Source organism: Nonomuraea sp. NPDC050643, from assembly GCF_040654715.1.
Taxonomy (GTDB): Bacteria; Actinomycetota; Actinomycetes; order Streptosporangiales; family Streptosporangiaceae; genus Nonomuraea.
In genome coordinates this window covers 1-21725 of the sequence record NZ_JBFAIM010000112.1, presented here as the reverse complement: position 1 = coordinate 21725, position 21725 = coordinate 1, and the positions used below count along the sequence as shown (strand labels likewise).

Below are 21725 nucleotides of genomic sequence, written 5' to 3'. Positions count from 1 at the left end.
GGCGTCATCGTGTGCTGAGCGGCCTCATGTCCGTCCACACCTCGTCGATGTGGGCCAGGCACGCCTCCTTGCCACCCGCGAACCCCTCGGCCCGCCACCCGGCCGGAACCTCCCGGCCGGCGGGCCACACCGAGTACTGCTCCGCACCGTTGATCACGACCTGGTACTCGTCCACGCCCTCTCCTCACCCTTGGCCAGGGCCCCGCGGTCGCGCAGGGCCTCGAATCCGATCACGTCGTCGGGCAGCGCGTCGGGTACGAGCTCGTCGAAGTCCCACAGCGCCCGGCGCCGCCTGGCCACCAGCACGCACAACGCGATGGCGGCGCCCAGCAGCAGGTACAGGAAGCCGATGCCGCGCCCCTCGCCGGTGCCGATCACCCGGCCGACCGTGTCCGCGAGCGCGCCCCCGTCGGCGAGCATCGGCTCGAACAGGGCCGTGCCCAACGGGGCGACGACCGCGTACCCGAGGGGCAGGGTCGAGAAGGCCACGAGCTGGTTGAGCGCGAAGACCCGGCCGTGATAGCGCTGCGGGATCTTGACCTGCACGATCGTCGTGTACACGCCGTTGAGCAGCGTCAGCGACAGGAACAGCCCGAACACCCCGGCGGTGATCACCACGAGGTCCGCGCGCACGCCGATGACCATGGCGGACACCGCCAGCGACAGCGTGAACATGAGCTGCCCGCGAAAACGCCGCACCCGAGGCCCGCCCCACACCGCCATCCCGAGCCCGCCCGCGAACACGCCCAGCCCGCCGAAGAACGAGACCGTCCCCACGTCGGCCAGCGACCCGGACGACAGCACCAGCGGCGAGATCATCAGGAACAGCGCGGCCATGAACAGGTTCACCACCGCGAAGAAGGTGACCATGCGGCGGAAGCCCTTGTTGCCCCACGAGTAGCGGAAGCCGTTGACGAGCTCGGCCGCCATCGTCTCGCGGCGGCGCAGGGCCATGGTCGCGGGAAAGCGGATGAGCAGCAGCGTGCCGATCGCGATCGCGTAGCTGATCACGTCGATGGCGAGGATGCCCTCCAGCCCGATCACCGCCATCAGCCCGGCCGCGGCGAGGGGCACGATGAGCTGCGCCACCCCGTTGATCATGCCGACCACGCCGTTGGCGTGGCCGAGGAACCGTTTGGGCACGAGCTGCGGGACGGCCGAGCCGTACGCGATCCGCTGGAACGCCAGCGCGACCGACAGGCACACGAGCAGCGGGTAGATGTGCCACGTCTGCAGGTTGCCGGTCCACAGCAGCAGGCCGAGGGCGAGCTGCGCCCCGCCCGCGCCCGCGTCGCCGAGCAGCATGATCCGGCGCCGGTCGCTGCGGTCCACGATGGTCCCGGCCAGCGGCGCCACCAGCATTCCCGGTACGAGGGCCAGCACGGAGAACAGCGCGAAGTCGACCAGCGAGCCCGTGGTCAGGTAGATCCAGATGGGCACGGCGAACTCGGTCAGCGCCGACCCCACGATCGACAGCGCCTGCCCACCGGCCACCCCGAAGAACCGCCGCATACTGGGCCGCGGCCCACCCACGCGAGCGGCCCCCGTCCCGGCCCCCGCCCCGGCCGCCGCTGTGGCGGGCGCGGCTCTGGAGACGCCCTCCAGCCACCACGTCTCCTCCCCGGTGACCCGTTCCAGCGGAGCCGTCCGCCCGGTGGTGATGGCCCCGTGTGTACGGGTGACGATCTCGGCCAGCTCCTCCGCCCGATATTTCAGGAAAAAGTGCGCTGCCTCGTCGAGCACCGCGCACGCCGTGACCGGCGACAGCACGTGCCACTCCCGGTACCGCTCCTGGTGGTACTCCATGACCGGATCCCGCTCCCCGGCCACCGCGACGACCGGCGCCGCCAGCCGCTGGGCGTCCTCCTCGAACAGCCGGGTGAAGTACCGCTCCGCCGCCCGGGTGCCGTGCCTGCGGTTGCGGACGATCAGCTTGAGCTCCTCCGGGTTCAGCTCGGAGACGTCGAGCCCGGCCGCCGTCAGCGCGTTCACCCGCCCCTGGTCGCCGCGCAGGTCGTCCAGCCGGTGCCGCAGCCACGTCAATCGCCCCTCCGGCCGGGCGAACGGAAGGATGCCGCCCAGGTAGACGGCCTCGACGTCGCGCCCCTCGGCCTCCAGCCGCCGGGCGATCTCCGCGATGATCATGACGCCGAGCCCGCAGTGGCCGTACAGCACCAGAGGGCCGCGCACGTTCGCGAGGATCTCCTCGGCGCAGGCCCGCGCCACCTCGTCCGGCGGCATGTGCTCCTCGCCGAGCTCGTGGCCCGGCACGGCGATCGAGTAGAGCGCCCAGTCCGCGGGCAGCGCGTCGGCCAGCGGCTTGTAGATCACCGCGCTGCCCCCGCCGTACGGCGCGCAGACCAGCGTGGTCGTGGCGGCGCGCGGCGGCGTGAGCCGGTGCAGCAGCCCGTCCTCGCGGTCGTCCCCGCCGTCCAGCAGGGCCGCCGTCTCGGCCACCGTGGAGTGCTTGAACAGGTCCATCAGCGTCAGCCGCCGCTCCGGCACGGCCTTGCGCAGCCGGGCCAGGACCTGCATGGCGAGCAGGGAGTGCCCGCCCAGCTCGAAGAAGTCGTCCAGCGCGCCGACCCGGGCCAGTCCGAGCACGCCGGCCCAGACCGCCGCCACGCTCTCCTCGGCCGGGGTGCGCGGCGGGACGAACGCGGCGCCGCCGTCGAGCCGGTCGTCCCCGGGGTCGGGCAGCGCGGCCCGGTCGACCTTGCCGTGCGACTTCAGCGGCAGGTGGTCGAGCCACACGTACCGGACGGGGATCATGTAGTCGGGCAGGCGATCGCGCAGCCAGGCCCGCACCTCGGCGGCGGGCGGCCGGACGGCGTCCCCGGCGGGCAGGAGATAGCCGACGAGGCGGTCCCCGCGCAGGTCGGCCACCGCCTGGGCGACCCCGGGGCACTCCGACAGCACCGACTCGACCTCGCCCAGCTCGACCCGGTAGCCGCGGACCTTCACCTGCAGGTCGCGGCGGCCGAGAAACTGCAGGCTCCCGTCGGGCAGCCACCGCCCGAGGTCGCCGGTGCGGTACATGCGCGCGCCCGGCCCGCCGCCCGGGTCCGGCAGGAAGCGGTCGGCGGTCAGCGCGGGCTTGCCCAGGTACCCCCGGGCCAGCCGGGCGCCGCCCAGGAAGATCTCGCCCACCACGCCCACGGGCACCGGGCGCAGCCGCTCGTCCAGCACCTGGACGCGGGCGCCCGGCAGCGGCCGGCCGATGGGCAGCGTGGTGTCGCGTGCGGGCTCGGCCGGATCGACCGCGAACGTGGTGATGCCGACCGTGGCCTCGGTGGGGCCGTAGTGGTTGACCACGGCGCAGCGGCCGAGCGCGGCCAGCTCCCGCGCCCAGGCCCAGCCGGACGCCTCGCCGCCGAGGACCAGCAGCCGGCGCGGCAGCAGGGCGGCCGGCTCCGCCTCGGACAGCAGCGCCGCCAGGTGCGACGGCGTGATCTTCAGGTAGTCGGCGGGCGCGCGGCCGAAGTACTCCGCCAGCTCGGGGGCCGACGTCCTGGACGGGATCAGGTGCAGGCAGCCGCCGGTGAGCAGCGCCAGGTAGAAGGTGGTGACGCCGAAGTCGAAGGCCAGCGACTGCAGCAGCGCGAACGTCGAGCCCGGCTCGACCGCGAACCTCTCGCGCACCCCCGCCAGGTACGTGACCACCTCCCGGTGCTGCACGGCCACGCCCTTGGGCCGGCCCGTGGTGCCCGAGGTGTAGATCACGTACGCCAGGTCGTCCGGCCCGACCCCGGCCTCCACCGGCCCTTCCATCGGCCCTTCCACCGGCCCTTCCACCGGTTCCTCGATCAGCACCTGGGTGAGCCCGTCCGGCAGCGGCCCCCGCGCCTGCGCCGACGTGATCGCGGTCCGCACGCCGGCGTCGCCCACCATGTACGCGATCCGCCCGGCCGGCTGCTCCGGGTCCAGCGGCACGTACGCGGCCCCCGCCCTCAGCACGCCCAGCAGCGCCACGGCCAGCCCCGCCGACTGCTCCAGGCACACCGCCACCCGGTCGCCGGGCCGGACACCGAGGTCGCGCAGGCGCCGGGCGAGGTGACCGGCCCGCCGCCCGAGCTCCTCGTACGACAGCCTCTCGCCGCCGAAGACCACGGCGGGCGCGTCCGGAGTGCGGGCGGCCTGGGCCGCGACCAGCTCGTGCAGCAGCCAGGATCCGGGCGGGGCGGGCGCGGGGGCCGTACCGAACCGGGCCAGCCGCGCCCGCTCACCGCCGGGCAGGACGTCCAGATCGGCCAGCCGCGTCGCCGGCGCGGCCACCGCCGATCGCAGCAGCGTCTCCAGGCCGGCGGCCATCCGCTCGACCGTCCCCGCGTGGAACAGCGCGATGTTGTAGACGAACGTGCCGTCCAGCCCGCCCTTGCCCTCGTGCAGATACAGGCTGAGGTCGAACCGGCTGACCACCGTGTCGGCGGCGAACCACGTCAGCTCGCGGGCCCCGGCGTCGACCGGCTTGGCGGTGTAGTTCTGCAGTGCGAACATCACCTGGAAGACCGCGGGCCTGCTGACGTCCCGCTCGACGTGCAGCTCGTTGACGAGCTGGTCGAACGGCAGCTCCTGGTGCGCGAACGCGTCCAGCGCCGTGTCCCGGACCCGGGCCAGCAGCTCCGTGAACGGCGGGTCGCCCGCCAGGTCGGCCCGCAGGGCGAGCGTGTTGACGAACATGCCGACCAGCCCGTCCAGCTCCGGCAGCCCCCGCCCGCTGACCGGGCTGCCCACGGCGAACGAGCTCTGCCCCGACCACCGGCCGAGCAGCGCCTGGAACGCGGCCAGCAGCACCATGTACGGCGTCGCCCCATGCGCCTCGGCCAGCGCCCGCACCGCCGAGCTCAGCGTGGCGTCGAGCCGGAACCCGTGGGCGGCCCCGGCGAACGTCTGCTCGGCCGGCCGCGCCAGGTCCGTGGGCAACTCCAGCGGCGGCACCCCGGCCAGCCGCCCCCGCCAGTAATCCACGTCGGCCCGGTAGGCGGGGGTGCCCACGCGCTCGCGCTGCCAGCGGGCGTAGTCGCCGTACTGCACCGGCAACGCGGCCAGGGGCCTGCCGTCGTGCAGCGCGAACAGCTCGTTCAACACGACATCCCAGCTCCAGCCGTCGGCTACGGCGTGGTGAGCGGCGAGCATCAGCACATGATCGCCAGGGCGATCATCGGGGCGGTCTGCGGGGCGGCCGGCCAAGCGCTCGGTGGGGCGGTCGGTGGGGCGGTCGGTGGGGCGGCTGGTGGCGTCGGCGGGGTCGAGACGGATCAGGAGGACCCGCAGCAGTGGCCCCTCCGCCAGGTCGAAGGGCCGGGCCAGCACCGCGGACACCAGCGCCCTGGCCTCCTCGGCGGAGCCGGCCTGGACCGTGCGGAACTCGGGGTCGGGTTCGGGGTCGATGACGACGCGCGGCAGCCCGTCGTCGGAGGTGACGAAGCGGCTGCGCAGGCTCTCGTGCCGGGCGGCCACCTCGCGCACGGCCTGGCGCAGCACGTCCGGATCCAGGTCGCCCGTGACGCGGGCGGTGCACGAGACGGTGTAGGCGGGCGTGCCCGGCACGTATTGCTCCAGGAACCACAGCCGCTCCTGGGCGTGCGAGAGCGGCGGCTCGCTCCCCTCGGGACGCGGCGGGATCGTGGTGGCCGCGGTACGGCGCCGCAGCCGCTGGGCCAGCAGCGCCTGCTTGGCGGGGGACAGGCTGGTCACGGCACCTCCGTGGCGTCGAGCAGGCGTTGGGCCTCCTCGTCCGACAGGCCCTCCAGGTCGGCCAGGAGGATCTCCTCCACCGCGCCCGCGAACTCCTCCACCGTCCGATGGGTGAAGAAGGTCCTGATCGGCACGTCGACGTCGATGGTGGCCCGCAGGCGGGCGGCGGCGCGTACCGCGAGCAGGGAGTGGCCGCCGAGATGGAAGAAGTCGTCGGCCGCCCCCACCCGGGAGACACCGAGCAGGTCGCTCCACACGTCGGCCACGAGCGCCTCGGCGTCGGTGCGCGGCACGACGTACCCGGGCCTGAACCCCTGCCGCGCCCTCCCGACGGTCGCCGCCGCCGGCAGCCGTTCGACCCGCCCGTCCGCCGTCAGCAGTCCCCGCTCCCCGCTGCCACGGTCCGCGCCGGCCTCCCAGATCTCCCCGGCGTCACCCGGCGCGACGGGCACACCCCAGGGGTCGAGCACCCGTACGGTCCCGGCCGCCCCATCCGCGGCCGGAACCCCGGGCAGCTCGGACACCCGCGTGTCCGGCGCGGACGCGGCCTGCCCGAGAAGCGCGGCGAACCGCGTCGCGAGCCGTCCGACACTGCCGGCGTCCAGCAGCGAGGCGTCGTACCGGAAGGTCAGCTCCAGCCCTTCGAGGTGGTGGCGGGCCTCCAGGGCCAGGTCGTAGACGGTCTCGGGCGGGTGCGCCGCGAACGGTTCGTGCTCCAGCCCGCCGAACGACTCCGGCAGCGGCATCGTCTCGTGCAGTGTCAGCGTCGTCTGGAACAGCGGCTCCTGGCCCGGGTCGCGCTCCACCCCGAGCGCCGTCAGCAGCCGCTCGGGCGACAGGTCGGCGTGCTCGGCCGCCTCCCTCTCCGCCGCCCGGGTGAGGCGCAGCAACGTGGTGAACGGGGGATCGCCCGGCAGCTCACCGCGTACGACCAGGTGCCGGGTGAGGTGCCCGAAGACCGCCGCCAGCCCCGCCTCCTCGCGCCCGGTGACCGGCCGTCCGATCATGAACCCGGTCTGCCCGGTGTGCCGCGTCAGCAGCACCTGGTAGGCCGCGAGCAGCACGGTGTACAGGGTCCCGCCCGCCTCCCGCCCAAGCCCCTCAAGCCGCCCGGCCACCTCCGCGTCCAGCCACAGCTCATGCCGCCCGGGCGTACGAGCGGGCATGCCGGGCCTGCGCCGCTCCAACGACGGATCCGGCGGCAGGTCCAGTGGCAGGTCCGATGACAGGTTCGGCGGCAGGTCCAGTGGCAGGTCCAGGACCGGGGCGCCGGCCAGGCGCCCGCACCAGTGCTCCAGCCGCGCCTCTGCCGCGGCCTCCCGCCTGTCGCGCCAGAGCGTGACGTCCCCGGCCTGTACGGGCGGGGGTGGAGGTTCGCGGCCCTCGTAAAGTGCGGCCACGTCCGACAGCAGCACGCCCAGCGACCAGGCGTCCGCCACGATCGGGTGAGCCACGACGCACAGCACATACTCCTGTGCCGCCACCCGGATCAGCGCCACCCGCACCGGCGGCGCGGCCCCCAGATCGAACGGCTCCCCAGCGAAAGCCGTAACAACCCGCCCAACCTCCCCACCACCACCGCTGCCGACCCCCGGGCCCCTGCCGGTGCGGGTGCGGGTGCGAGCCTCAGCGTCGATGCCCCTACCGGTGTCCGTGCCCGTGTCGACGCTTATGCCGGCGACCGTGCCGGTGCCCATGTCTGCGCCCATGTCGGCGGGCGTGCTGGTGTCCGACAGGTCGGTCAGGTCGTAGTGGGTGAGCGGTGGTTCGAAGGTGGGCTCCACGACCAGCAGCGGTCGGCCCTCGTCGGCGGGGAACCGGGTTCGCAGCCCCTCATGCCGGGCCGCGACCCCCGCCAGCGCCGCCACCAGCGCGTCCTCGTCCAGTGGCCCCCGCAACCTCAGCGCCTGGCACGGGTGGGCGCGCGGATCGCCGCCCAGGGCGTCGAGGAACCACAGCCGCTCCTGAGCGGGCGACAGCGGCACCGTCGCGCCCGCGTCCCGTGGCAGCAGCGGAACCTCCGCGACGGCCCCGGGGACGGGCAGCGCCTTGCGGTCCACCTTGCCGTTGGGAGTGAGCGGCAGAGCCTCCAGCGGGACGAACACCGACGGGATCATGTACGCGGGCAGCCGCTCGGCCAGATGAGCGCGGAGACCGGCAGGCTCGCCCACCAGGTACGCGACCAGCCGCTCTTCGTGTACGGCGGTCACCGCCTGGCGGATGCCGGGATGCGTCTCCATGGCGGACTCGATCTCGCCGAGTTCGATCCGGTGGCCGCGCAGCTTGACCTGGTTGTCCGTCCGCCCCACGTACTGCAGCGTGCCGTCACCGTGCAGGCGCACCACGTCGCCGCTCCGGTAGAGGCGTCCGCCCGGCGGCCCGAAGGGGTCGGGTACGAAGCGGTCGGCGGTCGGCCCCGGGCGGCGGTGGTAGCCGTTGGCCAGCCCGAGCCCGCCGATCAGCAGCTCGCCCGGGGCGCCCTCGGGGACGGGTTCCAGGTGGTCGTCCAGCACGTAGATCCGGGTGTTGCCGATCGGCCGCCCGATGGAGACGCGGCCGGGGTCGCGGGGGACCTCCCAGGCGGTGGACCAGATCGTGGTCTCCGTGGGGCCGTACACGTTGAACAGGCGGCCCGTCCGGCTCCTGAGCTCGGCCGCCAGCGGTTCGCTGAGCGCCTCGCCGCCGACCAGGGCGGTGACGGACGGGCCGGCGTACCCACCGGCCAGCAGCACCCGCCACCCCGACGGGGTGGCCTGCACATGCGTGACCCCCTCGGACCTGATCAGCCCGCCCAGCAGGCCGCCGTCCAGGACGGTCGCGGGACCGGCGATCACGGTACGGCCGCCTGTGACCAGCGGCAAATACAGTTCGAGCCCCGAAATGTCGAACGAAAGTGACGTGAGCGCCAGCCACACGTCGTCCTCGGCCGCGCCGAGAAGGTCCCGCATGGAGACCAGGAAGTTCAGCAGTGCCCGATGCGGCACCACCACGCCCTTCGGCCGCCCGGTCGAACCCGACGTGTACAGCACATACGCCACATCAGCCACGACATCAAGATTTTTCGGGCTGTAGGCCGAAAAATCGGCATCCAGTTCCACCACGTTCCCGGCGAAAGCCGGCAGCCGTTCCCGCAACCCCGCCGGAACCAGCACTGTGCGCGCCCCCGAGTCGTTCAGCACCAGCTCCACCCGCGCGGCCGGGTAGTCGGGATCCAGCGGCAGGTAGGCGGCGCCCGTCTTGAGCACGGCCAGCATCGCGGTCAGCGCCCCGGCCGACCGTCCGGTGTACAGCGCCACCACGTCCCCGGCCCCGACCCCGCCTTCGGCCAGCCGCCGGGCGAGCCGGTTGGCGGCGGCGTTCAGCTCCCCGTACGAGAGCGCCCGCCCCCCGTCCACGACCGCCACCCGCTCGGGCGCCTTCGCGGCCCACCCCTCGAACAACGGCACCATCCCGGGCACCCCGGGCAGCGCCAGCGCCGTGTCGTTGGCCCGGTGCAGCAGCCGCTCCCGCTCGGCGCCCGTCACCCGCCCCAGCGCCGACAGCCGCGCCCCCGGCGCCGCCGCGACGTCCCGCAGCAGCCCGGCGAACCGCTCGGCCAGCCGCTCGATCGTGCCCGCGTCGAACAGGGTCGCCTCGTAGCCGAAGACCACCTCCAGCCCGCCGGCGTCGAGCCAGGCGTCCAGCGTCACGTCGAAGCGGGCGGGGGCGTAGCCGGCGTGGAACACCCCGGCCGTGACGTTCGCGAAGGCAGTGACGTTCGCGAAGGCGGGGACGCCGCCGCCGTCGTCGTCCTGCGTGTGCAGGATCAGCATGGTCTGGAACAACCCGGCCCCGCCGCCCAGCCGCTCCATCGGCACGTCGCCGTGGGTGAAGGCGTCGAGTACGGCATGGCGGGTGCGTACCAGCAGGTCGGTGAAGGCGGGGTCGCCCGACAGGTCGCCGCGCAGCACCAGCGTCTCGGACAGGAACCCGATCAGCGGCTCCAGCTCGACCCGGTCCCGCCCGGCCACCGCGGTGCCCACCGCGATGTCGTCCTGCCCGCTCTGCCGGGCGAGCAGCGCCTGGTAGGCGGCGAGCAGCACCATGAACAGCGTCGTCCCCGTCGTACGGCCCAGCTCCTCCAGCGCGGCCACCGTCTCACGCGGCACCCGGGCCCGGTGCACCGCGCCCCGCCTGCCGCCGGCCGGCCCCTCACCGGCCGGACGCGCCCGGTCGGCCGGCAGCTCCAGCGCCGGGAGCCCGGCCAGCCGCTCCCGCCAGTACGCCAGCGCGCCGTCCCGCGCACCCGCCGCGTCCCGCTCCCGCCGCCAGTACGTCACGTCACCGTGCTGCACCGCCAGCCCGGGAAGCTCCAGACCCTCGTAACAGGCCGCGAGGTCGGCGAGCAGCACGTTCTGCGACCAGCCGTCCCCGACGATGTGGTGGAACACCACGCACAGCACATGCTCGTCCGCGCCCAGCCGGATCAGCGTCGCCCGCAGCGGGGGAGCGGCGGCGAGGTCGAACGGCGCGCTCACCCGCTCGTCCACCACCCGCCGCGCCTCGTCACCCGAGAGGTCGAGCCGCTCGAGGGCCACCGGCGCGGGCGGCTCGACCACCGCGACCGGCATCCCGTCGACCTCGGGGAACCGCGTCCGCAACGTCTCATGCCGCGCCACGACCCGCGTGAGCGCCGCGGCCAGCCGATCCCCGTCCAGCGGCCCCCGCAGCCGCCGCGCCAGATACACGTTGTACGCGGCGTCCTCCGGATCCAGCCGGTACAGGAACCACATCCGCTCCTGAGCGGGCGAGAGCGGCGGCGCGACCCCTTCCGGGCGCGGCCTCGGAGGCGCGGACGGGGCCTCCAGCTCCTGTACGGCGGCGGCGAACCCCTCCACCGTGGGATGCGCGAACAACGCCGCCACGGGCACCTCGAGACCCAGCCGTCGCGCGACCCGCGCCACCGCCTTGGCCGCGAGCAGCGAGTGCCCGCCCAGCAGGAAGAAGTCGTCCCCGAGCCCGGCCTCGCCGAGCCCGAGCACCTCGGCGAACACCTCGGCCACCGCCCGCTCGGCACCGCTCCGCGGCGCCCCGCCCGCCCCGCTCCCGGGTAACGCAGGCTCGGGCAGCGCCTTGCGGTCCACCTTGCCGTTGGGCGTCAGCGGCAGCGCCTCCATCGGCACGAACACCGCCGGGACCATGTACGCGGGCAGCCGCTCGCCCAGGAAGCCGCGAAGATCGGCGGGCTTGCCCACGACGTACGCCACCAAAGTCTCCCGGTGCACGGCCACCACCGCCTGCCGGACGCCGGGACACGCCTCCAGGACCGACTCCACCTCACCGAGCTCGATCCGATGCCCCCGCAGCTTGACCTGGTGGTCGGTACGCCCCAGGTAGCGCAGCGTGCCGTCGTCGTCGAGCCGCACGACATCCCCGGTCCGGTACAGGCGGCTCCCCGGCGGCCCGAAGGGATCGGGCACGAACCGTTCGGCGGTCAGCCCGGGGCGACGGTGGTAGCCGCCGGCCAGCCCGAGCCCGCCGATCAGCAGCTCGCCCGTGGCGGCCGGCCGCAGCCGTTCGTCGAGCACGTGGATCCGGGTGTTGCCGATCGGCCGCCCGATGGAGATCCGGTCCGGCCGTTCGGGCACCTCCCAGGCGGTGGACCAGATCGTGGTCTCCGTGGGGCCGTACACGTTGAACAGCCGCCCCGTCCGGCCCCTGAGCTCGGCCGCCAGCGGCACCGTCAGCGCCTCACCGCCGACCAGCCCCGTGACGGCGGGACCGGTGTAGCCGGCGGACAGCAGCACCCGCCACCCGGACGGGGTGGCCTGCACGTGCGTGACGCCCTCGCGCCCGATCAGCGCGGCCAGCCGGTGCCCGTCGCGGGCGGTGTCCGGGTCGGCGATCACCGTTCGTGCCCCTGTGACGAGCGGCAAATACAGTTCGAGTCCCGAAATGTCGAAGGAAAGGGAGGTGAGCGCCAGCCACACGTCGTCTTCGGCCGCGCCGAGAAGGTCGCGCATGGAGACCAGGAAGTTCAGCAGTGCCCGATGCGGCACCACCACGCCTTTCGGCCGGCCGGTCGATCCGGAGGTGTAGAGAATGTACGCCGGATCGGAAGGTTCACCCTCGATGTCCGGATTCTCGGATTCGCCGGACAAAGAATCATCCAGCTCCATCACGTTCCCGGCGAAAGTCGGCAGCCGTTCCCGCAACCCCGCCGGAACCAGCACTGTGCGCGCCCTCGAGTCGTTCAGCACCAGCTCCACCCGCGCGGCCGGGTAGTCGGGATCCAGCGGCAGGTAGGCGGCGCCCGTCTTGAGCACGGCCAGCATCGCGGTCAGCGCCCCGGCCGACCGTCCGGTGTACAGCGCCACCACGTCCCCGGCCCCGACCCCGCCTTCGGCCAGCCGCCGGGCGAGCCGGTTGGCGGCGGCGTTCAGCTCCCCGTACGAGAGCGCCCGCCCCCCGTCCACGACCGCCACCCGCTCGGGCGCCTTCGCGGCCCACCCCTCGAACAGCGGCACGATCCCCGCCACGGCGGGCAGCGTCAGTGCGGTGTCGTTCAGTTCTGCGATCAGGGGGTGAATCGGGATCTCCCTCTGCGGCATTTCGCGCATCGCGCCATCCTTCGTCGGACGGGCGTGGTCGTCCCGGCTCGGAGGTCGGACCAGACGCCCGCTACGAGCACCCGCGGGACCACTATTCGTGGGAACGCTCCCACGGGACGTCAGGGTAAGTACGTGTTCGCTCTGTGGTCAACATCAATTGAAGATTTAACTTCATTGGTCTCGCAAAAGCGCGCGATATGCCCTCTAGCTGCAGTTCCTTACAAAGTTGTTTCGGAAACATTACTGAGACTGTTCTCTTGACATCTCTCGGCCGTGATCCCAGGCTCGTCCTGGGGGCTTTCCTGGGACGTTTTTTGGGAGCGCTCCCACGACCTTTGCCTGCCCTCTGAACGTCCGGAGAACGGTAATGACACCGACAGAGGAAGCCGTCATGGGGATCTGGACCGAGCTCCTGACCACCCCTCCTCGCTCCCTCGCCGACGACTTCTTCGCGCTGGGCGCCCAGTCGCTCACCGTCGTGCGCTTCCTCGCCACGGTTCAGGAGCGCTACGGCGTTGAGCTGCCCGTGGACGAGCTGTTCGCGGCCGAGTTCACGGTGTCGGCGGCGGCCCGGCTGATCGACGAGACGCTCCTCGGCGGCGTCACCGGCGACCAGCTCGCGGAGCTGCTCGACGAGTTGGAAGGCATGTCGGAGGAGGACGTACGCGCCCTGCTGGACGATCCGTCCCCCCTCGGCGAGACCTCGACGTGACGGGCACGGGCATGCTCCTGGTGACCCACGGAACGGACGGCGACGTCCTGCCCTTCGTCCGGCTGGGCCGCGTGCTCCGGGGCCGGGGCCACGAGGTGACGCTCCTGACCCACGCTCCCTACCGGCGCCGGGCCGAGACGGCGGGCCTGGGCTTCGTCCCGATCGACACGCCCGAGACCTACGACCGCTACCTGGCCGACAGCGCCCTCCTGCCCGGCGCCCGGGGCACGCTCTCCTGGCTGGACTTCTACCGCCGCAACGCCCTCTTCGACCAGCTCGCCCTGGAGTGCCGCGCGCTGTCCGCCCGGATCGGGCCGGGCCGCACGGTCCTGGTGGGCCGGCACACCTCCGCCCTGTCGGTGCTCGTCGTCAGGGAGCTGCTGGGGATCCCGGCGGCGTGGGTGGCGGTGGCCCCGATCCAGCCCATGGCGGCCGGTGTGGCCCGTCACCTCCATCAGCACGTGCTCGCGAGCGGCATCGACGCGGTCCGCGACGGGCTGGGCCTGGCCCCGGTGGCGGACTGGCCGTCCTGGTTCGCCTCCGCCGACCTCCACCTCGGACTCTGGCCCCGCTGGTTCGACCAGGCGGGCCCGCCCTCGTCCCCGCGCCTCCGCCTCACCGGCTTCCCCCACCCCGACGAGCCCGTCAAGGGTCCCGGGGAAGCGACCCGGCCCGAGCCCCTGCCGGCCGAGGTCGCCGGTCTGCTGCGCGGCCCCGTACGCCCGGTGCTGGTCACCGGCGGCACCGGCCGGATGCTGCACGAGGGCTTCTACGAGGCCGCCGTGGCGGGCTGCCACCAGGCCGGCTCCCCGGTCCTGCTGGTGACCCCACACCGCGACCTGATCCCACACCGCGGCCTGACCCCCGACCGCGACCTGACTCCGCACCACGAGAGCACCACGCACCACGAGCTGACCCCGCCCGGTGTGATGTGGCAGCCTCGGCTACCGTTCGCCGCGGTCATGCCCGAGGTCGCCGCCGTCGTGCACCATGGCGGCATCGGCACCCTGACCAGGGCGCTCGTGTCCGGCAGCCCGCAGGTGATCCTGGCCCACGGAGCCGACCGCCCCGACAACGCCGCCCGCCTCGCCGCCGAAGGGCTCGCCCGCTGGCTCCCCGAAACCCGCTGGAGCCCGGAAGAGGTGGCCCGCACCCTCACCGCCGCCCTCCAGAGCGGCTCCAGAACCGACCCCGCCGCCGCGCTCCAAGACAGCCTCCGACCAGCCCTCCAGGACACCGCCGACGGCCTGACGGAGGCCGCCGAGCACCTGGAGTCCCTCCTGGACCGCCCCGCGCCCCACCCTTTCCGCACCCTGGCCGGCCTCCCCGCCGACCAGCGCCGGGTCCTGGCCGCGCGGCTGCGCCGCCGCCGGGCCGAGCGGGGCACGCCATGAGGATCCTGCTGGCCCAGAACATGATCCACCTCCCCTCCCACGGCGGCGCGAACAAGTCCAACCGCATCCTCATGGAGCACCTGGCGGCCGGCGGGCACGAGGTCCACATCGTGGCCCCGCTCTCGGGAGCCCTGCGCACGACGCGCCCCGGCACGACCCCGCCCCACGGGGTCCGCCGACTCGGCACCGGCCTGCCCGGCTACACCTACCGGGGCGTGACCGTGCACACGGTGGCGGACCCGTCCCTGCTGGCCCGCCGCGTCGCCGACGTCGCGGCCCGGCTGGCCCCCGACTGGACGCTGGTGCCCTCCGACGACCCCGGCCTGGTCATGCTCGGTACGGCGCTCCGCGCGACCCCGGACCGGGTCGTCTACCTGGTGCACACCCTGCAGCAGTTGCCGTTCGGCCCGGGAGCGTTCTACCCGAGCGCGGCCGGGCTCCGGATGGTCCGCCGCGCGGCCGGGGCCGTCGCCGTGAGCAGGGCGGCGCAGGAGTACTGCCGGCGGCACGCCTCGCTGGACTTAACCCTGATATATCCGCACATATACGGCGAGCCCACCGACCCCGCGCCCCCCACCCCCGGCCCGTACGTCACCATGATCAACCCCTGCGGCTACAAGGGCCTGCCGATCTTCCTGGCCCTGGCCGACGCCTGCCCCGACGTGTCCTTCCTGGCCGTCCCCACCTGGGGCACCACCGACCGGGACAGAGCCGGCCTGGCCCGCCGCCCCAACATCACGATCGTCCCCCCGGCCGACGACATCGACGACGTCCTGTCCCGCACCGGCGTCCTGCTCATGCCCTCCCTCTGGGACGAGACCTTCGGCTACGCCTGCGTCGAGGCCATGCTCCGCGGCGTCCCCGTGCTCGCCTCGGACGTGGGCGGCCTGGCCGAGGCCAAGCTCGGGGTGCCGTACCTGCTGCCGGTCAGGCCCGTCGAACGCTACGAGGCCGCCGGTCACGCGCGCCCGGAGCCGGTGCTGCCGGAGCAGGATCCGGCCCCGTGGCTGGCGGCCCTGCGGCGCCTGCTCGGCGACCCGCGGCACCACCGTGACCTCGCCGGCCGCTCCCGCCAGGCCGCCCGCCGCTTCGTCGCGGGCCTGGCGGAGGGCGCGCTGGAGACGTACCTGACCGAGCTCACCCCGGCGACCCTGACCGGGCTCACTCCGGTGACGGCGCCGCCGCCCGATCGGCGGGCGGCTCTGGCCAGGCTGGCCGCCGCTCGGGCCAGGACGAAAGGAACGGCCTCTTGACCGCCACGAACCTCCACCCCGGGAGGCTGGAACGCGGCCTGTCGCCCCTCGCCGGTGACGATCTCGCCCGGCTGCTGCTGATCCGGCACTTCGAGACCGCCCTGCTCCGCCTCTTCGGCGAGGGCCTGCTCAGCGGCACCACCCACACCTGCCTGGGCCAGGAGTACGTGCCCGTGGCGCTGAACCCGCTCCTGCGCGAGGACGACTTCACCTTCAGCCACCACCGGGGCCACGGACACTTCCTGGCCCGCTACGCCGACGAGGCCGATGGACTGCTCGCCGAGATCATGGGCAGGGAGGGCGCGTTGTGCGGCGGGGTGGGCGGCAGCCAGCACGTCTACCACCGCTCGTTCATGTCCACCGGCGTCCAGGGCGAGAGCCTGCCGGTGGCGACGGGCATGGCGCTGCGGTCGCGCCGGGCCGGGCGGGGCGCGCTGGTCTGCGCGTACGTGGGCGACGGCACCTGGGGCGAGGGCTCGGTGTACGAGGCGCTCAACCTGGCCGCGCTCTGGCGTACGCCACTGCTGGTCGTCGTCGAGAACAACGGGATCGCCCAGTCGACCCCCACCGCCCGGGGGATGGCGGGCACGATCGCGGGCCGGGCCGCCGCGTTCGGCATCCCGCACCGGAGGGTGGATTCCATCGACGTGAACGCCGTCCGCGCCGAGCTGGCCGCGCCCGTCGCGGCCGTCCGGGAGGGGTTCCCGCTCGTGGTGGAGTTCGTCACGCACCGGGTGGGGCCGCACAGCAAGGGCGACGACACCCGCACCCCGGAGGAGCTGGCGACCGTCCGCGAGCACGACTGGTACGAACGGTACGCCGCCGCCTACCCCCGGCGGTTCGCGGTGGCCGACGAGACCTGGCGGCGTCACGTGGCCGACCTGGTGACCGAGGTGTCGGCGCGCCCGCCCGCCCGATGGACGGCCCCATGACGGGCCGGCGGGTCGCCGAGCACCTCAACCAGGCCCTGCACGAGGTCCTGGCCGCCGACCCCGCCGTGTACGTCCTGGGCGAGGACATCGCGGACCCGTACGGCGGCGCCTTCAAGATCACCCAGGGCCTGTCGTCGCGGTTCGGCGAGCGCGTCCGCTCCACCCCGCTCAGCGAGGGGGCCATCGTCGGCGCGGGGGCCGGGCTGGCGCTGGCCGGCGACAAGGCCATCGTCGAGATCATGTTCGCCGACTTCGTGTTCCTGGCCTTCGACCAGCTCGTGAACTTCGCCGCCAAGTCCACCTCCATGTACGGCCGCCCGGTCCCCATGCCCCTGATCGTCCGCTGCCCGTCCGGCGGCCACCGCGGTTACGGCCCCACCCACAGCCAGAGCCCGCACAAGCACTTCCTCGGCGTCCCCGGCCTGTCGGTGCTGGAGCTGACCCCCTTCCACGACGCCCGCGCCCTGATCGAGCACTGCCTGGCCGGCCAGAAACCCTGCCTGCTGTTCGAGGACAAGGTGCTCTACACCCGGCGCATGTTCCACGGGGGCGTCGTGGACGACCTGTTCCGGTTCGAGCTGGCCGGGGACGGCCCCGGAGCCGCCCGGGTGCACCTGGAGGGCGCGGACGACTACGACTGCACCCTGATCGTCCCCGGCGGGATGGCCCACCGCGCCGTGGCGGCCATGCGCGAGCTGCTGCTCGAACACGACGTCCTGTGCGAGCTGCTGGTGCCCGCCCGGCTCCACCCGCTCGACCTCGGCGGCCTCCTGCCACGCGGCCGGCACGTCTGCGTGGCCGAGGACGGTCCCGCGGGCGGCACCTGGGGCGCCGAGGTGGCGGCCCGGCTGCACCCCGTCCTCTGGGACCGGCTGACCCGGCCGATCACGCTGGTCAGCGCGGCCGACAGCATCATCCCCGCCGCCTCGCACCTGGAACGCGAGGTGCTCGTGCACGCCCACACCATCCGCCTGGCCGTCCTGGAGGCGCTGGCATGACCACCGTGGTCGTCCCCAAGATCAACAGCAACGACGCCCGATACCTGCTGGTCGAGTGGGTCGCGAAGGACGGCTCCACGGTACGGCCCGGGGACGTCCTGGCCCTCATCGAGACCTCGAAGACCGTCGAGGAGCTCGAGGCCGTGGCCGCGGGCGTGCTCAGGCACCTGGTCGCGGAGGGCGCCGAATGCCTGCCCGGCCAGACCATCGCCCGCCTCGGCGGCGACGCGCCGGACCCCATACCCGTGCCCGTGCCTGAGACCGCCTCCGGCGTGGTCGTCACCGCTCCGGCCCGCGCCCTCATGGACGAGCTGGGCATCGGCGAGGAGCAGGTGCGCGCCCTCGGCCGCAAGGTGATCCGCCGCGCCGACGTGACCGCCCTGGCCGCCCGAGACCGGCCCGAGGACGCGACGGAGCTCGTCATGTCCCCGTCCCAGCGGCGCGTCGCCGACGTGGTCGGCCGGGCCCACCGCGAGGTGCCCGCCGCCTACACCGTCATCAGGGTCGACGTCGAGGACGCGCTGCGCCTGGCCCTTGAGCTCACCCCCGCGCTGCGCACCCTGATCGGCCTGCCCGAGCTGCTGGTCAGGGCCGTGGCCGGGCTGATCGGCCGGTTCGAGGCGCTGTTCGCCACCCCGGTGGCCCCCGGCCGCCTGCGCCGCTCCGCCACCGCGCACGTGGGCGTCACCATGGACGTCGGCAAGGGCCTGTACGTCCCCGTCGTCCACGACGCCACCCACCGCTCGCTGGGCGAGATCTCCCGGACGCTGATGCGCCACCGGCTGGCCGCCATGCGCGGCGCCTTCACCGAGGAGGACCTGTCGGGCGCCAACATCGTGGTGACCCTGCACAACGAGAGCACGGTCACGCTGGCGATCCCGATCGTGTTCCCCGGCCACGTCTGCGCGCTGTCGCTGGCCGCCCCGAGGAAGGAGCTGGTCCCCAGCGAGGACGGCCCCGGCGGCGACTTCGAAGCCCGCCGGATCGTCCACCTCGGCCTGGCCTACGACCACCGCTACGTCAACGGCCACGACGCCGTCCTCTTCCTGGATGCGATCAGGACCGTCCTCGAATCCCCACGGGCCCTCGCGCCCGGCGATCGCCCATCCGGGGGCCTTTCGTGACCGCCGACCGCCTGGCCGCCCTCTCCGGACGGCGCCGCGAGCTGATGACCCGCCTCCTCGCCCAGAAGGCCGCGGCCACGGCCATCCCGCCCCTGCCCAGGAGCGGCGCCCCCATGGAGTGCTCCCACGAGCAGCGCAGGATCTGGCTCGCCACCCAGGCCACCCCGGAGACGGCACCGCCCAACGTCACCCTCGGCCTGACCCTCACCGGCGAACTCGATCCGACCCGCCTCCTCACCGCCCTCACCGCGCTGGTCGCCCGGCATGAGACCCTCCGCACCCGCTACACCGCCATCGACGGCGTTCCGCACCAGCTCGTCAGGCCCGCGCAGCCGGTCCCGCTCGAACTGGTCGACCTCACCGCCCTCCCGGAGCCGGACCGCGAACCGGAGGCCCTCTCGCTCGCCCTGGCCGCCGCCGGCGAACGCTTCGACCTGGCACGCGGCCCGCTCCTCCGCCTGACCGTCTACCGCCTGGGCCCCGGGGAGCACCGCCTGTTCCTGGTCTGCCACCACATCGCCTGCGACGGCGGCTCCCTGCCGCTGCTGGCCGCCGACCTGGCCGCCCTCTACGCGGGCGCCGGGCTCACCCCGCCGCCGCCCCTCCAGTACGCCGACTACGCCGCCTGGTCCGCGGGCCGGGCACGGGAGCGGCTCCCCGGGCGCCTCCCGTACTGGCGGGAACGGCTGGCCGGCATCGAGCCCGTGTTCGCGCGCCTTCCGCACACCGCCGCCCCGGGCCGCGCCGGCGCGACCGCCGCCGTACGGGTCGGGCGCGAGGTGGTGGAGCGGCTGCGGGGGGAGGGGCCGGTGACGCCGTTCGCCGTGCTGCTGGCCGCGTACCTGGTGCTGCTGCGGCGGTTGAGCGGCCGGGACGACCTGGTCGTGGGCACGGTCACGAGCGGGCGCGGGCGCCGTGAGCTGGAGCGGGTGGCGGGCTGCTTCATCAACCTGGTGCCGCTCCGGGTGAGCGTGCCGGACGCCTTCCCCGCGCTGCTCGCCCGTGTCCGGGAGGCGGTCGCGGGGGCGCTGGCCAACGAGATCCCGTTCGACGCGCTCGTCTCCGGTCTCGGCGCCCACCGGTTGCCCGGCGTGCACCCCGCCTTCCAGGCCGCCTTCGTGCACCGCGACGACCCCGCGCCGCCTCCCGGCTGGGCCGGGCCGCGCGCCGGGGTCTGGGCGCACGAGGTGGACGACGGGAGCTTCGACCTCGGCCTCACCGCCACCCCGCGGGACGCGGAGTACGAGCTCGCGCTCACCGGCAGGCTCGCCCGCTTCACCCCCGCCGACCTGGCCGGCCACGCCAGGACCCTGGCCGCCGTCCTCCACGACGCCTAGACCTCCGTACCGGCCTCCGGCGCCGTCCATATGATCTCGGCCGGTCCGGCGCGTCGGGTAGGTTGACCGACCATGGAGGAACGCCCGCAGCACCCACACCGCCCCCGCCACGCGCTCGCCGCCGCCCTCATCGGCCCTCTGGTCGGCTCCCTGATCGGCACGGCGGCCTGCGGCGCGCAGGCCGAACGCACCCCGCTCACGCAGCCCTCCACCGACGCCCTCTCGTCCGGCGCCCCCTCGTCCAGCACCCCGGCGGACGAGTCGGCGGCGAAGAGGGACCCCCTCCCGGCGCCCGACGTGAAGATCCCCTCGGGCGCAGCCGACCTGGCCGCGGCGCTCAAACGGACCACGGCCGCGCTCAACAAGGCCGTGGACGCCTGGACGAAGGCCGGCGCCGCCAAGCCGCCCGAGGACGTCGTCCTCCTGGCCCTGCACCAGCAGCGCATCTACCGCTACGCCGCCCGCCACCCCACGACCGCCGCCAAGGCGTTCGCCCGCCTGCCCTCCGCCCTGTCCGCCCAGGCCAAGGACAACACCTCCGCCATCAGGGAGCTGCTGGCCCTGGCCCGCCCCATCAAGCCCTCCGCCACGTTCAAGACCCAGCCGCCCCGCCCGGCCGCCGAGCTGCTCGGCCACTTCAAGAAGGCCGAGCGCCGGTTCGGGGTGGAGTGGGAGGTGCTGGCGGCGGTGATGTTCGCGGAGACCAAGTTCGGGAGGGTGAAGTCGGCCAGCCACGCCGGCGCCCAGGGCCCGATGCAGTTCATGCCCGCGACCTGGAAGGCGTACGGGCTCGGCGGCGACATCCAGGACCCGCGCGACGCCGTCATGGCCGCCGCCAACTATCTGAAGGCCACCGGCGCTCCCCGGAACTACCAGCGCGCGCTGCACGCCTACAACCCGTCGCAGGCGTACGTGAACGCGATCCTGCTGCACGCCCGCCAGATCAAGCGCGACCCGCGCAACTACTACGTCTACTACAACTGGCAGGTCTTCGTGCTGACGACCGCCGGGGAGCGCCGCCTCACCGGCCCCTAACGCACGGGGCCGGCGATGGCGATCCAGCGGCCGTCGAAGGAGCCGCCGACGCAGACGTACTCCGTTGGGCTGGCGGTGTCCATCCCCAGCCGGCCGCCCGCCTCGACGCACTGCCGCAGGGTCACGGACACGTCGTGCGAGGCCGCGGCCGCCGGGGAGACGGCCAGGGGGACCGCGACCAGCGCGGCGGCCAAGGGGGCCAACAGGGCGGGGGAGAGATGACGCATCACATCAGTCCGATCACGTAGAGCGATGATTTCGTCACTGATGGTTGCCGGGCCGCCTCCCCGCCAAACTCCGGCACGCCGCTCAGCCGTGGTCGGCGCAGCAGGGGGTCGGGTTCGGCACCTCGGCCGGGGTGAGGCGGCCCCCGGCGGCCGGCATGGTGAGCAGGGTCGCCCGGCCGTCCCGCCAGACCGGCCTGACGTGGTCGTTCGTCACCACGGGCACGTCGTCGCCGGGCGGCTCGGGGGAGGCGAGCACCAGCACCCGCTCGACGGCGGACACGGCCACCACCTCGCCCACCCGCAGGACACCGGTGAGCCGCGCACGCCCGGCGAAGGTGACCAGCCGCCCGCCCCGCCGCGCGCCGTGCTCGGCCGCCGCCAGTCGCCTGGGCGGGGACGCTCGCCCGCGTACGGACCAGGAACTGG

The 21725-nt window shown here is 74.1% G+C and carries 13 protein-coding genes; 8 read left to right on the top strand and 5 right to left on the bottom strand.

Going from position 1 to position 21725, the window contains the following annotated elements:
* Nucleotides 1-4: 4 nt before the first annotated feature.
* The 3 genes from AB0I15_RS64040 to AB0I15_RS64030 are packed head-to-tail and all read right to left on the bottom strand — an operon-like array spanning nt 5 to nt 12296.
* Nucleotides 5-175 carry an MbtH family NRPS accessory protein gene (locus AB0I15_RS64040; RefSeq protein WP_358119775.1) on the bottom strand — a complete coding sequence of 57 codons (171 nt, stop codon included), beginning with the start codon at nt 173-175 and terminating at the stop codon, nt 5-7.
* A complete protein-coding gene (locus AB0I15_RS64035; RefSeq protein WP_358119772.1) occupies nt 154-5697 on the bottom strand; it encodes an amino acid adenylation domain-containing protein in 5544 nt (1847 codons plus the stop codon). Before AB0I15_RS64035 ends, AB0I15_RS64040 begins: the two co-directional genes overlap by 22 nt.
* On the bottom strand, nt 5694-12296 hold the full coding sequence (locus AB0I15_RS64030; protein WP_358119769.1) for an amino acid adenylation domain-containing protein: 6603 nt from the start codon (nt 12294-12296) through the stop codon (nt 5694-5696). Before AB0I15_RS64030 ends, AB0I15_RS64035 begins: the two co-directional genes overlap by 4 nt.
* A gap of 382 nt (nt 12297-12678) precedes the next feature.
* Here AB0I15_RS64030 and AB0I15_RS64025 point away from each other — a divergent pair, with 382 nt between their 5' ends.
* From AB0I15_RS64025 to AB0I15_RS63990, 8 genes are all read left to right on the top strand, one after another.
* A complete protein-coding gene (locus AB0I15_RS64025) occupies nt 12679-12999 on the top strand; it encodes a phosphopantetheine-binding protein (protein ID WP_358119766.1) in 321 nt (106 codons plus the stop codon).
* 20 nt (nt 13000-13019) lie between these two features.
* On the top strand, nt 13020-14393 hold the full coding sequence (locus AB0I15_RS64020; RefSeq protein ID WP_358119764.1) for a glycosyltransferase: 1374 nt from the start codon (nt 13020-13022) through the stop codon (nt 14391-14393).
* On the top strand, nt 14390-15646 hold the full coding sequence (locus AB0I15_RS64015; protein ID WP_358119761.1) for a glycosyltransferase family 4 protein: 1257 nt from the start codon (nt 14390-14392) through the stop codon (nt 15644-15646). The genes AB0I15_RS64020 and AB0I15_RS64015 overlap by 4 nt, the downstream gene beginning before the upstream one ends.
* Entirely contained in the window at nt 15643-16578 is a 936-nt protein-coding gene (locus tag AB0I15_RS64010) for a thiamine pyrophosphate-dependent dehydrogenase E1 component subunit alpha (RefSeq protein WP_358119758.1), read from the top strand. Before AB0I15_RS64015 ends, AB0I15_RS64010 begins: the two co-directional genes overlap by 4 nt.
* Nucleotides 16575-17576 carry a transketolase C-terminal domain-containing protein gene (locus tag AB0I15_RS64005; RefSeq protein ID WP_358119755.1) on the top strand — a complete coding sequence of 334 codons (1002 nt, stop codon included), beginning with the start codon at nt 16575-16577 and terminating at the stop codon, nt 17574-17576. The genes AB0I15_RS64010 and AB0I15_RS64005 overlap by 4 nt, the downstream gene beginning before the upstream one ends.
* Nucleotides 17573-18700: a 2-oxo acid dehydrogenase subunit E2 gene (locus tag AB0I15_RS64000; protein ID WP_358119752.1), complete on the top strand. Its 1128-nt coding sequence runs from the start codon at nt 17573-17575 to the stop codon at nt 18698-18700. Before AB0I15_RS64005 ends, AB0I15_RS64000 begins: the two co-directional genes overlap by 4 nt.
* Nucleotides 18697-20037, top strand: coding sequence for a condensation domain-containing protein (locus AB0I15_RS63995; RefSeq protein ID WP_358119749.1), 1341 nt, complete (start codon nt 18697-18699; stop codon nt 20035-20037). The genes AB0I15_RS64000 and AB0I15_RS63995 overlap by 4 nt, the downstream gene beginning before the upstream one ends.
* 72 nt (nt 20038-20109) lie before the next feature.
* Nucleotides 20110-21072 (top strand): lytic murein transglycosylase, encoded by a 963-nt coding sequence (locus AB0I15_RS63990; RefSeq protein ID WP_358119746.1) that lies wholly within the window; start codon nt 20110-20112, stop codon nt 21070-21072.
* Here AB0I15_RS63990 and AB0I15_RS63985 read toward each other — a convergent pair.
* Complete coding sequence (locus AB0I15_RS63985) at nt 21069-21299, bottom strand: hypothetical protein (protein WP_358119744.1); 231 nt, start codon at nt 21297-21299, stop codon at nt 21069-21071. The genes AB0I15_RS63990 and AB0I15_RS63985 overlap by 4 nt on opposite strands.
* Nucleotides 21300-21381: 82 nt before the next feature.
* Nucleotides 21382-21725 (bottom strand): hypothetical protein (locus tag AB0I15_RS63980; RefSeq protein ID WP_358119741.1); only part of this gene is annotated, 344 nt, incomplete at its 5' end.